12 protein-coding genes are annotated in these 14,415 nt (G+C 42.0%); all 12 read right to left on the reverse strand.

What is annotated here, in order from left to right; all coding sequences use genetic code 11:
• Positions 1-68: 68 nt before the first annotated feature.
• Entirely contained in the window at positions 69-1,271 is a 1,203-nt protein-coding gene (locus HUG20_RS10540) for an acyl-CoA dehydrogenase family protein (protein WP_200084563.1), read from the reverse strand.
• A 48-nt stretch (positions 1,272-1,319) separates the two neighbouring features.
• Positions 1,320-2,969 (reverse strand): AMP-binding protein, encoded by a 1,650-nt coding sequence (locus HUG20_RS10545; protein ID WP_200084565.1) that lies wholly within the window; start codon positions 2,967-2,969, stop codon positions 1,320-1,322.
• Between the two features lie 36 nt (positions 2,970-3,005).
• Positions 3,006-4,061: a phosphotransferase family protein gene (locus tag HUG20_RS10550; RefSeq protein WP_200084567.1), complete on the reverse strand. Its 1,056-nt coding sequence runs from the start codon at positions 4,059-4,061 to the stop codon at positions 3,006-3,008.
• A 351-nt stretch (positions 4,062-4,412) separates the two neighbouring features.
• Positions 4,413-5,552, reverse strand: a complete 1,140-nt coding sequence (locus tag HUG20_RS10555; RefSeq protein ID WP_200084569.1) for a thiolase family protein — start codon at positions 5,550-5,552, stop codon at positions 4,413-4,415.
• Between the two features lie 187 nt (positions 5,553-5,739).
• Complete coding sequence (locus HUG20_RS10560) at positions 5,740-6,816, reverse strand: acyl-CoA dehydrogenase family protein (protein ID WP_200084571.1); 1,077 nt, start codon at positions 6,814-6,816, stop codon at positions 5,740-5,742.
• Entirely contained in the window at positions 6,809-7,969 is a 1,161-nt protein-coding gene (locus HUG20_RS10565; RefSeq protein WP_343073170.1) for an acyl-CoA dehydrogenase family protein, read from the reverse strand. The genes HUG20_RS10560 and HUG20_RS10565 overlap by 8 nt, the downstream gene beginning before the upstream one ends.
• Positions 7,970-7,985: 16 nt before the next feature.
• The gene (locus tag HUG20_RS10570) at positions 7,986-8,804 is read right to left on the reverse strand and encodes an enoyl-CoA hydratase/isomerase family protein (protein ID WP_200084573.1); all 819 of its coding nucleotides are present in this window, start codon (positions 8,802-8,804) and stop codon (positions 7,986-7,988) included.
• A gap of 153 nt (positions 8,805-8,957) precedes the next feature.
• Positions 8,958-9,152 carry a hypothetical protein gene (locus HUG20_RS10575; RefSeq protein WP_200084575.1) on the reverse strand — a complete coding sequence of 65 codons (195 nt, stop codon included), beginning with the start codon at positions 9,150-9,152 and terminating at the stop codon, positions 8,958-8,960.
• Positions 9,153-9,232: 80 nt separating this feature from the next.
• Positions 9,233-10,606: a hypothetical protein gene (locus HUG20_RS10580; RefSeq protein WP_200084577.1), complete on the reverse strand. Its 1,374-nt coding sequence runs from the start codon at positions 10,604-10,606 to the stop codon at positions 9,233-9,235.
• A 25-nt stretch (positions 10,607-10,631) separates the two neighbouring features.
• Positions 10,632-11,876: an acetyl-CoA hydrolase/transferase family protein gene (locus tag HUG20_RS10585; protein ID WP_200084579.1), complete on the reverse strand. Its 1,245-nt coding sequence runs from the start codon at positions 11,874-11,876 to the stop codon at positions 10,632-10,634.
• Positions 11,877-11,878: 2 nt separating this feature from the next.
• Entirely contained in the window at positions 11,879-13,063 is a 1,185-nt protein-coding gene (locus HUG20_RS10590; protein WP_200084581.1) for a CaiB/BaiF CoA transferase family protein, read from the reverse strand.
• 14 nt (positions 13,064-13,077) lie between these two features.
• A complete protein-coding gene (locus HUG20_RS10595; RefSeq protein WP_200084583.1) occupies positions 13,078-14,274 on the reverse strand; it encodes a thiolase family protein in 1,197 nt (398 codons plus the stop codon).
• Positions 14,275-14,415: the final 141 nt, after the last annotated feature.

The following is a 14,415-nucleotide window of genomic DNA, read 5'->3' on the forward strand; positions in this document are numbered from 1 at the left end:
ATCACAGGAGACACTATAAAAACACTTTCTATCTGCTTTTGAATCACCTCCAATTAAAAATACTCATTCTATTTAACGATATTTTTCAATTCTAATCTCCCAATTGTTCGCCTGTGCACTTCATCGGGACCGTCAGCAAGTCGCAATGTTCGCGCTTTTGTCCACGCCTTTGCTAGTGTAAAGTCATCGGTGACTCCTCCACCACCGTGGGCTTGAATGGCGCGATCGATGACTCGTAACGCCATGTTCGGCGCGACAACCTTTATCATTGCAATATCCATACGGCCTTCTTTGTTGCCAACCGTGTCCATCATGTAGGCGGCTTTCATCGTCAACAGACGTGCCTGGTCAATATCAATGCGTGAATCAGCGATCCATTCTTGAATAACTCCTTGTTCTGCAAGCGTTTTCCCAAATGTTGAGCGATCCTGTACACGTTCGCACATAGTCTCAAGCGAACGCTCAGCCAATCCGATCAACCTCATGCAGTGATGAATCCTCCCTGGGCCTAACCGTCCTTGTGATATGGCAAAACCTTTTCCTTCGTCCCATAATATATTAGACGCGGGAACTCGCACGTTATCAAATTCCACTTCTCCATGCCCATGGGGGGCGTCGTCGTATCCAAAAACCGGCAAATGCCGTTTAATGGTCACACCTGGGGTCTCTGTTGGCACTAAAATCATCGACTGTTGTGTATATTTCGGGCCATCCGGATCGTTTTTTCCCATAACAATCATGATTTCACAGCGTGGATCCATGATACCCGATGTCCACCATTTCCGACCGTTAATGATATACTCATTTCCATCTTTTGTGATTTTTGTTTCAATATTTGTCGCATCTGAAGAAGCGACCTGAGGCTCAGTCATTGCAAATGCAGAGCGTATTTCGCCAGCGAGCAACGGCTCCAGCCATTTTTTCTTTTGATCATCTGATCCATAACGGACAAGCGTCTCCATATTACCTGTATCAGGTGCTGAGCAATTAAAGACTTCCGGTGCAATCGATGAACGTCCCATTAACTCGCATAACGGGGCATACTCCAAATTAGTTAACCCCGCACCATACTCACTTTCCGGTAAGAAAAGATTCCATAAGCCTGCTGCCTTTGCTTTTTCTTTCATCTTTTCCATGATTGGTGGTGAATGCCAACGTTGCTCATTTAATTGTTCCTCGTATACAGTCTCATTCGGATAAATAACATCATCCATGAATTGACTTATTTTATTTTGTAAATCTTTGACTTCTTTACTTAATGCAAAATCCATTGTTATCCCTCCATTGGATATTTAATGACTAGAGAATAGCAACTTTTGTTATGTTTTTTCATTATATTCTTTTACTAAATTTCGCCTTAAGATTTTACCAGATGCGTTTTTCGGTAAAGACTCTCGTAATTCAACGATTCTAGGATACTTATACGCAGACATGTTTTCTCTTGCCCACTCGACAATTTTACCTTCTTCCAATTTACCTTGATATTCATCTTTTGGCACAATAGCAGCCATAATTTGTTCTCCTCGATATGGATCTGGAATACCAAAAACACAACATTCAGCAATACCTGGATGCTTATATAAATAATTTTCAACCTCTGCTGGAAAAACACTGTAACCAGAGGCTTTAATGATCTCTTTTTTTCGACCTGATATATATAAAAACCCATCATCATCCATATAACCTAAATCTCCTGTCAAAAAGAAACCTTTTGAAAATGATTCTTTTGTTTCTAGTTCGTTATTCCAATAACCTTTCATGACTTGGGGACCCTTAACGATGATCTCCCCTTTCTCCCCAAGCGGAAGTTCTTTATTAGGGTTATTTTCATGAACGATTTTGACATCGACATCAAATACTGGCATCCCCACAGATCCTAATTTAGGGTAATTAGGTGGATTAGAAGTGACTTGAGAAATAGTCTCACTTAAACCATAACTTTCTAAGAGATCAACACCAGTTAAACTTTTAAATTCTTTATAGATGTTGACTGGAATTCTCGCTCCCCCGGACCTAACGAGCCGCAAGGATGTTAAATTATATTGTTTTACATCATGAAAATTCACCAAGGCGATATTCATCGTTGCGATACTAGACCAATGATTGATCTGATATCTATCTATTGCTTTTACAACTGTTTCAACGTCAAATCTAGTTAATAATACCATAACCCCACCTGAGAACACGGGTTGTAACATACTATGCAGCATTCCTGTGACATGAAAGAAGGGTAAAACTGCTAGATGTGCATCTCTCTTTTCATACCCCCACCAGTGTTTAGCACCTTTCACGTTTACCAATAGGTTTCTATGGGTGATCATACTTCCTTTTGGAAACCCTGAAGTCCCTGAAGTATATTGTAGTAACGCAATATCTTCATGGAAATTAAATTTAACAGGGAAGTACTTTTTATTCAGGTTAATAATGTTCATAAACGACTCATCATTGTGATTTAAACTTTTTGCTTTTTCGATGCTTTTAGGTACAGGTAATGTCGGTTGTTCTGGAATATAGTCATCAAAAAATCCTATAATCACATTTTTAATCGATGTTTTGTTTCGCACGTTTTGTAACGTGTTATACTTAGATTCTAAAATAATAATGGTTTCAGCACCTGAATCATTTAAATGGTATTCTAATTCATCCTCCTTAAACATGGGATTCAAACAAACACAGACCCCACCACTTGCTAGTATTGCTAGATAAGAAATGATGAAATGGGGTGTATTATCGCTGTATATTGCTACCCGATCTCCTTTACCAAGTCCTTTTTCTTGCAACCATCCAGCAAGAGATTGAATAGATGATCCTAGTTCTTGAAAAGTAATTCCCCTCCCATAGTAGATAACTGCATATTCATCTCTGAATTTTTCACAATTCTCTAGTACGATTTCAGGTAAGGTTTTTGTTCCGTAATCCAATTTCTTCGGGAGTGCTTCTGGCCATTTCCTAAACCACGGCTTGCCCATAGAATCCTCCTATCGTGCTTTTTTCTTTACAAATTGTCAATATAGAATATCTTCATTTTCTATTGCTAAGAGTGAAAATTGCATTAAGTTTTTAACTCGCTCGTCATAATTCTTAAATCGGTTATCTTGTGTTTGACCTCTTTTCCAACGGTAATAGATTTGTTGGATTATGACTGCCCACTTAAAGTAAGCCAATATCATATAAAATTTAAGAGATGAGACATCTCTACCGCTCTTTTTTGCATAACGTTCAATAAAATCTCTACGGGTAATAAAGCCTGGTTGTTTTGTTACCGTCTGTAAAGTCTCCTTCAATAATTTTGGATCTTCTTCTTTTATCCAGTAACCTAAAGATAGCCCCAAATCGAATAATGGATCTCCAATTGTTGACATTTCCCAATCCAAAACAGCCGTCATACTTTTTAAATCATGAGAAAACATCATGTTATTTAATTTGTAATCGTTGTGAATCATAGTTGCTTCTTGTGAAACTGGCGTATTTTCTATTAACCATTTAGCTACTATTTCGAATTCTGGTATATTATCGGTTTTGGCTTTTTTATATCTTTTTATCCAACCATGAACTTGCCTGTCCAAAAATCCATCAGGATGACCAAAGGATTTTAATTTTGTTTTATTAAGGTCAACGCTGTGCAAATCAACTAGTGTATCAACTACAAGATATGATATATTTTTGCAATCGTTTTCAGAAACATTATATCCCGGAGGAAACTCACGATCTATCACGATTCCACTTTTTGTTTCCATTATATAAAATGGGGCACCCATAACGGACTCATCTTCACTAAAAATATAAGGTTTGGGAGCTAAAGAAAAGACTGGGTTTAATCGTTTTAAAATTTCATATTCTCTTTCCATATCATGGGCTTTAGGCGGTAAGGGACCTAAGGGGGGACGCCGTAAAACTCCTTCCCATGATCCGCATTTCAAATGGTAAGTCAGATTAGAAGCGCCAATTGAAAATTGTTTTATCTCTAATGGATTCGCTGGATTTATATTTAAACGATCGTGTAAATAACTTTTTACCTTTTGATCATTTAATTCTTCACCTGTCCGGACTGAATCGGCCATACATTATCACCTTCTTATGAGTAAGTATATCTAAACAATATCATCAAAGTAAGCGCTATCATTGTAGTTAGGTCTACTCTTAATTTATTCTTATAATTAAATAATGCAATATATATGCCATTTCTATCTCTGGCTCAAATCCCTTTTAAATCAACATTTTAGTCGGTTGAGTCAGAAAAATTCATAGATTTAGTAAACGGTTTGTATACCATTGTTAAGGTTCTCACCCAAAAAGGTCAGCTAGCCATTTATGCCACAACATATAGTATATAAGACGGTGAATTCAAAACAATATAATGTGTGTTTAAGAGCGTATTTTTAAAAAACCTACCTTTTTGGGAGCAAACCTTGTTAAATCCTCTCTATAATTGTCGCTGTTGCCATTCCTCCGCCGCAACACATCACTTGTAGGCCATACCGTTTATCCATATCTTCCAATTCATGAAGTAATGTTGTCATAAGTCTGGCTCCACTAGCACCTGTAGGATGCCCTAACGCTATTGCGCCTCCGCGAGGGTTTACTTTTTCAATGTAAGGGTTTAGTTCTTTCATCCAAGCTAACGGTACTGAGGCAAAGGCTTCATTACACTCAAAAACATCGATATCTTGAACTGATAACCCGGCTGTTTTCAATATCCGTTTTGTGAGTGGGATCGGACCTGTGAGCATCATCGTAGGGTCTGATCCAATTACATCTCTTGCGATTACTTTTGCTCTCGGTTTTAAACCTAATTCTTCTGCCTTTTTTGATGACATTAGTAAAACTGCCGCTGTACCATCGCTAATTTGGCTTGAATTTCCTGCAGTTATTCTACCATTTGCTGAAAAAGCAGGAGAGAGTGTACTGAGTTTTTCCGCTGTTGAATTAGGGCGAATCCCCTCATCTTTCGTTACTGTGACTTTTGCTCCGTCTTTTTCAACATCTATCGGGAGTATCTCCCTTGAAAAGGCTCCTGAACGCGTAGCTTTTTCAGCTAACTGATGACTTCTAACTGAAAATTCATCTAGCTGATCTCGGCTTAGCTCCCATTTCTCAGCAATACGTTCAGCTGATTCTCCTTGTGGTATCATTTCGTATAGATCGGTCAATTCACTTGGTGAATCGACCCGATCTGTTCCCAACGGATGTCGGGTCATATTTTCAATTCCCGCAGCAATCACTACTTCCTGATCTCCTGCTATAATGGATTGTGCAGCTTGGTTGATGGCTTGTTGTGAAGAGCCACATTTTCGATTTAATGATGTCGCTGGTATTTCCTCGGGCAACTCTGCCATCAAAGCAGAAATTCTAGCAATGTTATTACCTTGCTCTTCATTTTGTGTAACGCACCCGACAATGACATCATTTATTTCAGTGGGATCAATTTCCGAATGATTAACCAAACCTTTTAAAATTTCACTTAACAAATATTCAGACCTTGTCTCAGAATAAACCCCTTTTCTTCTTCCAACAGGTAAACGCAAAGCATCTACAATTACCGCTTCATTCATTGTATACCGCCTCCTTTATATATACATTTTGTATACGAGCCTTCTATTTAGTACTCCCCTTGTTTTAACGCGTCTCCCTCAATTCCGTCTCTACAGAACCAGTTGCAATAATGGTCGCACGAATATTGGATCTGGGGACAACTCTTGACGCAATCCTTCTATTGTAAAAAAATGATCAGCTCAGACTTTAAGTTAATTGTCTGGGTGATTCCGTGAACATAGACCACACATCGGATTTTTCTTCCAAAATTTTATCACCGAGAAGATCAGCCCATTCACTATCGGTGCCGTATTCATCTTGCCATGACCATAATCGTCGCGTGCTGTAATGTAATGGGTGTTCATCTGTGAAACCCATGGCACCATGCACTTGATGAGCAATATTTGTGACAGCTTTTGTGGCTTCACCCACTTGAATCTTGGCCATGGCTATTTCTTCATTTTGTCCACTGTTCTCATAAGCCGCCACAGCAGAGTCGGCCGCTATTCCTGAAGCCATCACTTCTCCTGTTAAGACAGCTAATTGTTGTTTTACGGCTTGAAACTTTCCGATTGGTCTTCCGAATTGTGTCCGTTCGTTTGCATACGTCAGCGTTAACTCTAGTGCGTTTTCAAGTGCGCCAGCCATAAGAGCTATTCGCGTGAGAGCACCTCTATTACAAATGTCTTCGTACGTTAAATTTTGAACAATAGCTACCCTATCATTTTCAATTAAATTCTCAGGCACATGAACTTCATCTCTTGGTTCACCTGCTAGATTTTGTCCTCGATTGATTTGACAATCAGTCGTAGAGAGAGTAGTAACGACCTGTTGCCCGTCACTTGTCTTTCCAAAAACAACCATGTCTTGCACATCACGTGCCCAGGGAATATACTGGGCTTTCCCGGATACTACCCATCCGTCCTCAACTTTTTTAAACGTGATTCGGTCCTTCTTTAGTGCCGGTATCAACGTTAGTGGGCTATTTTTTAAAGGTAATCGGGCAACACCAAGTATCCAGTTTGCAAGCAGCGTCTCTGCTAAAGGGATAGGCGCTGTAAATTTGCCGGCAACTTTCAGCAAACTCATGGCATCTTTTATATCACCGCCCACTCCACCTGATTCCTCGGAAACCCCAATGGAGGTCATTCCGGTTTCTTTCAATGCTTCCCAAAGTTCTTGGGGGAATTCCCCTTCTTCTGCATTGCTGATTAAATCTTTCGTACATATATCTTTCATGATTTTGGTTGCTGTATCGATAAGCATGGGTTGAATGTCACTCATTATATCCCACCCCCTTCGTTATAATGCTTCGCAAAATTTCTGTTGTCCCTCCACGAAGCGTAAACCCAGGCGCATGGAGGATCGCTTCAGCGAGTAATGTTTCGTATTTAGTTTCTGCATGCATCGATGGCCTGCTCGGTATGAGCTCTCTTGCCACGTCGATAACATCTTTTTCGAATTGGGTCCCTAAATCTTTCACTAGGGATGCTGCGATATCAGGTGATTCTCCTTTATCAAGCATGCCTGCAACACCTAGTGACATGCACCGTAATGTCCACAGCCGTGATGCCAATTTTCCAATTTTATTTTTTGCATGGTCACTACTTGACGTTTCCGAAAGTAGATTGATAAGTTCACTTAATAAAGGATAAGTGCTTAAGAAACGTTCCGGCCCACTTCGTTCATAGGCGAGTTCTGCCATGCTCTGTTTCCAACCGTTACCTACTTCACCGACGATCATATCCTCTGAAATTTCCACATCCTCGAAAATCACTTCATTAAAATGATGCTCGCCGGTCATTAAATAAATCGGCCGGACCGTGACTCCCGATGCGGAAAGATCAACAATCATCTGACTGAGCCCTTCATGTTTTTTCTCGCCCTGTGAGGATGTTCGGAGCAATACGACAATATAATGCGCGTGATGTGCACCGCTGGACCAAATCTTACTGCCGTTGATGACCCATTGACCCCCTGATTTCTTCGCACGTGTAGAAATAGAGGCTAAGTCGGAACCTGAATTTGGCTCACTTAAGCCTATGGCAAAAAACAGTTCTCCTCTAGTGATTTTTGGCAAAAATGTTTGACGCTGATAGGCAGTGCCATAATTCAATAAAAGCGGGCCGGTTTGACGATCCGCAAACCAATGCGCCGCAACAGGCGCACCGGCCGCTAACAGTTCTTCGGTCACGACAAACCGCTCAAATGCCGTTCGCTCGTGTCCGCCATATTTTTTTGGCCATGTCATACCCAGCCATCCACGTTCGCCTAACTTGCGGCTAAAATCAGCTGAGAAACCGCTTAACCAAGAATCACATCTCGTTTCAAATGATCCGTTCTGCAATTCTGCAGAAAGAAAGCTACGAACGTCCTCGCGCAAACTTTCTGTTTCTTTCGGCAGATCTACAATAGGCAGTTCTAATTCCTTCAGCACATTGTTCCCCCCCTTATTATTCAAATTTAGGTTTCCTTTTTTCAATAATCGCGTTTAAACCTTCTTCATAATCTGGGTGTTCAGTCACCAAACCCATGAATGATGAAACTTGATCAAGCGATGTCCGCAAATCTGTTTTAAGTCCTTGGTAAACGGTTCGTTTCATTAACCTTATTGCCTGTTGCGGACCGTTCGCTATTTTACCTGCCAAATGATAAGATTCATCCATTAAATCTTCCGATGTCACAACGCGCGTGACAAGTCCGATATCTGCCGCTTCTGTTGAATCGATAATTTTTCCCGTCCATAACATTTCAAGTGCACGATCCAGACCGACAATTCTGGGCAAATAATAACCCCCGCCATCTCCCGGGACAAGCCCTACTTTAACGTATCCTTCGCCAAACCGTGCATTCTCTGATGCAATTCGTATGTCACATTGAAGCGTCATATCCAACCCGGCTCCAATCGCATCTCCGTTTATGGCGGCAATGGTGGGTTTATCAATCTCTTCCATCAACAGTGGAATTCTTTGAACATGTTTCCATAAACTATTTTTTCGATTAATTCCTGTCGAAGCGAAATCCTTGTCTTCATATCCCTCTTTATTCAGAAACCCTTCCCCATTTTTCATCGTCTTGAGATCCCCGCCTGCACAAAACGCTTTACCTGTACCGGTCAGCACTAAGACGCGAATATCATCATTGTCACGCACGTCTTCAAGTGCTTTAATCCAATCTTCAATCATTTTTACACTAAACGCATTCAATGAATCCGGCCGATTCAATGTGATCGTTGCGATGCCATCCTCTACATCAAATAATAAGTCTTCCATCTTTTCATCTCCTCATCTTTCGTTAATTATATTAATGCAATATCTATGCCAACATAACTCCTCCATTTATATTGCTCCGGCAGGAGGAATAGCCTTCTGGGGACAAACATTTTGTATAGAGGTAAATAGGGATTGCTGAACAACGTGCAGCTATCAGCTGAAGCCGGGATGTCGCTTCCATGGCTTCGCTTTCCGCGGACGAACGGTCAAGCCTCCTCGCGCAAAACCGGCGCTTCCGGGTCTTGACGCGTCCGTTTTTCCGCTGGAGTCTCGCCATTGCAGCACCATCCCTCCGTACGTTGCCAGAAGTGCAAGGGTTTTTTGATTATAGGATGGATTTCCTTGCATCTAGCTTTGACAACACCAACGGAAAATGCTTATGTGCCAGTCTTTTTCCGTTATTCAGCAGTCCCTAAATAACGACACGTTTATAAAATTCCGAGAAAATAGCGAGAGAAAGCAAGAACGATCACAACAATCATAAACAAAATCAGCGCGAAGACCCAATTTTCCTTCATACCCACTTGAAAAGAAGAACGATTGGATAAAGAGCTCGTCAACAGTGTTAGCCCGGAGAACGGAGACAGAATAGATGCAAGGGACCAACTGGTGAGTAACATAATCGCGATGGCAAGATGAGACTGTTCAAACTGGGGCAGTTCACTTAAACTTACGGCCATCAATGTCACGGTCACAATCGAATGGACGCCTACCATAGAAAGAAGAACGACAATACCGATAATGACAGCAGCAAGAATGATAATGTTTGTGCCGATCAGCGAAAAGAACTGATCCATCCATTGCTTAAAATCGGTTTGTACGATCACTGCACCAAAAAATCCAGCTGTTGCGAATAATACCAACTCTATCTTCATGTTCGGTAGGCTCTTAAAATATGTATTTTTAAACTCCACAAAAAAGAGCCTTATCTTACGTAAGAACGATGACCAAATAACAGCGGCGCAAACCGCTGCAACTGAGACAACAACAATGACACTGAGTTCCGAATAAAACTCTATGATAAAAATGCTTACTGTAATAACCAAACCGGTCGCGATTAACTGCTTGAGTTTACTTGCACTGTTGTTCAGGGGATTTTCGAGCGTGACATCTTTTGGTACATTTTTGTGTACCTTTTTCCCTTGCCGTTCCATACCATAACCGGCAGCTAAACCCATCAAAGCAATCATCAATCCATAAGGAAATATTTGCACCCAACTGACATCAAAGTAGGAAATCACGAGTGCCATTGAAATGAAGTAGGGCGACCACATAACAGCCAACACATAGCCTCTTAATAAAGCCTTTCGCAGCTTCCCTGAAAATGGATTGTTTTGTTCTGTGTTCAACATTTGATACAAGAGTGGAAGCGCGCCTAAATTCAGCAGGACGCTGAACAAAAAAGCCGTACTGCTCGACATAAAATAGAAGCGATTAGCGTTGCTTATATATCGTTTATAAAAATCATCCAATGCCTCCAAGTAATAACCAATTCGAATGGGAATGCTTAAAAGAGGAACGGCGATGAATAGTGTCAATATACTGGCATTTTCTCCAAACGCGAGGAACCAAACCTGAACGTTTCCACCCTGTGAAAAATGAATCCAAGTCCCCGCAATAAGGAGAAGCACAATTGTTATAGCCGGTATTCCTCTCAAAGAAGGTAAGCTCATTAGTATAAGCAACAAGCAAAATAACGTATAGATGTTTAGAAGAAGTTCATTAGGAACAAAAACGTACATCAAATAGGAAAAAGCAATCAGCACGGTAATGAGCGCCCTTATCATTTCAGGTCTATTCATCGACTTCTCATCCCTATCTCTTCACTTAAAAACTCTCGGTTAACTCATCTCGAAAATCGAGATGAGTGATGTTGATCAATTCTTTTTTTCTTTCTGCCAACGTTTTCCCATACAGAGATGCGATCCCGTATTCCGTAACGACATAATGCACATCAGATTTGGTCGACGTAGCACTCGTCAGGGTGGGAACAATTCTTGATTTCGTGCCTTTTGCCGCCGTTGAAGGGAGAGCGATAATGGACTTCCCGCCTTTTGAAGCCATCGCGCCGCGCATAAAGTCCATTTGGCCTCCAACGCCTCCGATGTAAAAATCTTTTATTTTTTCAGCGTTAATTTGTCCGGTTAAATCTACTTGCACTGCTGAATTGATCGCATGAAAATTGGATAACTGCGAAATAGTCGCTGTGCTATGCGTATAATCGGATGGATGTAGTTCTATGTTCGAATGACAGTCGGCATAGTTATATAGTTGCTGTGTCCCTGCTAAGCACGTGGCAACGATTTTTCCTTGGTTAATTTCTTTATGTTCGTTTGTCACGACGCCGTTTTCATATAGATCGATGAGTGCTTCCGGAAACGTACCCGTGTGAACGCCGAGATCGGATTTATTTTTTAAAGCACCTATAATACTGTTTGCCAATGATCCTATCCCGATCTGGATCGTCGAGCGGTCGGGAATTAATTCAGCCACATAGTGAGCAATCTTGTGCTCTGTATCACCCGGGATCGCACTTGGAAGTTCATTTGGAGGGAGCGAGCCTTTCACAAATACATCAATGCCAGTGGAAGAAATCGTTCCTCTTCCGTTCACCCACGGTAGCTGATGACTTATTTCTGCGATCACCAATTGTGCGTGCTGGATCAATGATAATGTATAATCCGCAGACAACCCTAAATTAACGTTCCCTTCGTTGTCGGGCGGTGTACACTGGATAAAAGCTACATCCGGTCTCAACTGTTCCATATATTCGGGTATATCGGACAAATTCATGGGAAAATAATCGGTCATCCCGCTTTTATATGAATCTTTTAACCCCCCCGATAAAAGGAAGCTATTCACTTTAAAATGTTGATCCCACTCTGGATTTGCATATTCACATGGGGTGCCGAGGGGCATATTATAAATCGTTACATTTTCAAGCCTTTGCCTTTGTTGGATTAATTCTCGGATAAGCGTCGGAGGTTCACTGCACATCCCTGCCAACACGAGATGATCGTTTGACTTTACCTGTTGTACCGCTTCTGATGCCGGTATCGTTTTATCTATCATTTTTATAACACCCCATCTTCTCGCATACGGGAAATTTCATCATTGTTAAAGCCCAAAGATGATAACACTTCGTCCGTATGTTCCCCCAATAAAGGTGGATGAAGTCTTACCGATGCCGGGGTGTCTGATAATTTCACGGGAAAAGCAGGTGTTTTTAAGTCTTTAATTTTTGGATGATCAATATTTGCCATTGTTTCTCTGGCGACAGCTTGTGGGGATGTGACTGCCTCACCGACTGCGTTCACGGGGCCACAAGGAACACCGACTTCATCCATTTTTGTGCAAATCTCATCGCTTGTAAATTGAGCGAACCGTTCAGCCAAAACAGGAACGAGTCGATCACGGTTGGCAACACGCAACTGGTTTGTTTTATACGCTTCCACTTGCAATAAATCTTCCCATCCCATCGCTTTACACACTTTTTCCCACAGGGCATCATTTGCGGCCGCCAGAATGATATTTTTATCGCTTGCTTTAAACACTTGATACGGCACAATCGAATTATGTCCTTGTCCCATCGGCTTCGCTGATTGTCCGGTTGCAAAAAAACCTGTGGCTAAGTGGTTTAAGGTCATGATTTGCCCGTCCAATAAGCTGCTATCTACAAACTGGCCTTCTCCTGTGTTTTCTCTCGCCAATAAAGCAGCCAAAACGCCTAATGCACCTAGAATACCTGTCGTTAAATCAGCGACGGATGGCCCCGCCTTATAGGGAACACCAGGCTCTCCTGTTGTGCTCATCAACCCGGCGTAACCTTGCATTAAAATATCATATCCTGCACGAAATTTTTCAGGGCCTGTTCTGCCAAAGCCTGAAATGGATAAATAGATAATTCGCGGGTTGATTTTTTTCAATGTTTCATAGTCGATCCCCAACTTTTCGGTAGCACCGGTTCTGAAATTTTCAATTAAAACATCGCTGTCTTTGGCCAATTCATGAATAATTTGTTTTCCCTGATCTGTTTTAAGGTTTACAGTCATACTTCGCTTGTTTCGATTAGAGCTTAAATAATAACAGCTTTCCCCTTCCCATTCCGGGGGCGAGAAATGTCTGGCTTCATCCCCCCTCCCGGGCTGCTCCACTTTAATCACTTCCGCACCGAGATCTCCGAGCATTTGGCCGGATACGGGTCCCGCAAGTGTCCGTGCGAGTTCTAAAACTTTTATTCCTTCCAAAGGTAAACGCATGCTCTCCCCCACCATCAAACTTGTAAATTTTCGAATATGGTTGTAATCCCTAACCCACCGCCGATGCAAGCAGTAACCGCCCCGTATTTGCTTCCGCGACGCTCCATTTCATTCATCAATTTAATCGTTAAAATATTACACGTCGCACCTAACGGATGGCCTAAAGCAATCGCACCGCCGTTGACATTCAACCGGTTTTGGTCGATGCCCAATTCCTTAACGACCGCCAGTGACTGGGCGGCAAATGCCTCGTTTAACTCAATAAGATCGATATCTTCCAGTTTAAGGCCGGCTTGTTTTAAGGCTTTCCTCGTGGATGGAACAGGCCCTATCCCCATAATATCCGGCCCTACGCCTGCTGAAGCCTGTGCAACGACCTTCATTTTTGGTGTCAGATTCATTTCTTCGGCTTTTTCCGCAGACATAACGAGCGTAGCGGCTGCTGCATCATTCCTTCCACTTGAATTGCCTGGTGTAACGGTTCCGTCTTTTTTAAAAACAGCCGGTAATTTAGATAATTTTTCTATATTCGTGTCCCTTGGGTGCTCATCGATGTCAAACGTAATGGTTTCTTTTCGCTGCTTCACTTCGTATGGGGTAATTTCATCCTTGAATTTTCCTTTATTAATGGCGTCTTTGGCTAATTCCTGGCTACGCAATGCAAATTCATCTTGTTCAGTTCGGCTAATACTGTGCATGTCCGCCAAATTTTCAGCCGTGACTCCCATCGTCAAGTCATTCCCGTATACTTCTTCCGGTTGCGCTTTCGGCTGGCTTTCCGTATTGGGATCGACGATTACACCATTTCCCGCTGTTAGGCCAAAACGCGCACCCCGAATATAGTATGGGGCTGTGCTCATGCTTTCCGTTCCCCCGGCTATGACCGTATCCCCCAAACCGCAAGCGATTTGCTGCGCGGCATTATTGATCGATTGTAAGCCGGAGCCGCATTGCCGATGGACTGTATACCCCGGAACTTCAATAGGGATCTCGGCGCGAAGCGCAGCTTTCCTGGCAATATTTGGTTGATCCGTGCTTTGCTTAACGTGTCCAAGGATCACTTCATCAATAGTGGTACTATCCAGCTCGGTACGGGAAAGAAGCTCTTTCATAACATGGGAAGCCAGATAATCCGGTTCCACGTCTTTTAACGTTCCGCCCATTCTCCCGATTGCCGTTCGTACCCCATCGACGATGACAACATCTTTCATTTGAAAACAACTCCCATATAATATTTTGGCGCAAGGGGATGCGCTGTTACTTTTACGGTGTTGTTCGGACGAATTCTTTATTAATAGAGTTGAAACTGTCCGAACCCAGGTGATGTTGGAATTTTATGGGCTATATGCCGA

The sequence above is a fragment of the Salicibibacter cibi genome (genome assembly GCF_016495865.1).
GTDB classification, from domain to species: domain Bacteria; phylum Bacillota; class Bacilli; order Bacillales; family Marinococcaceae; genus Salicibibacter; species Salicibibacter cibi.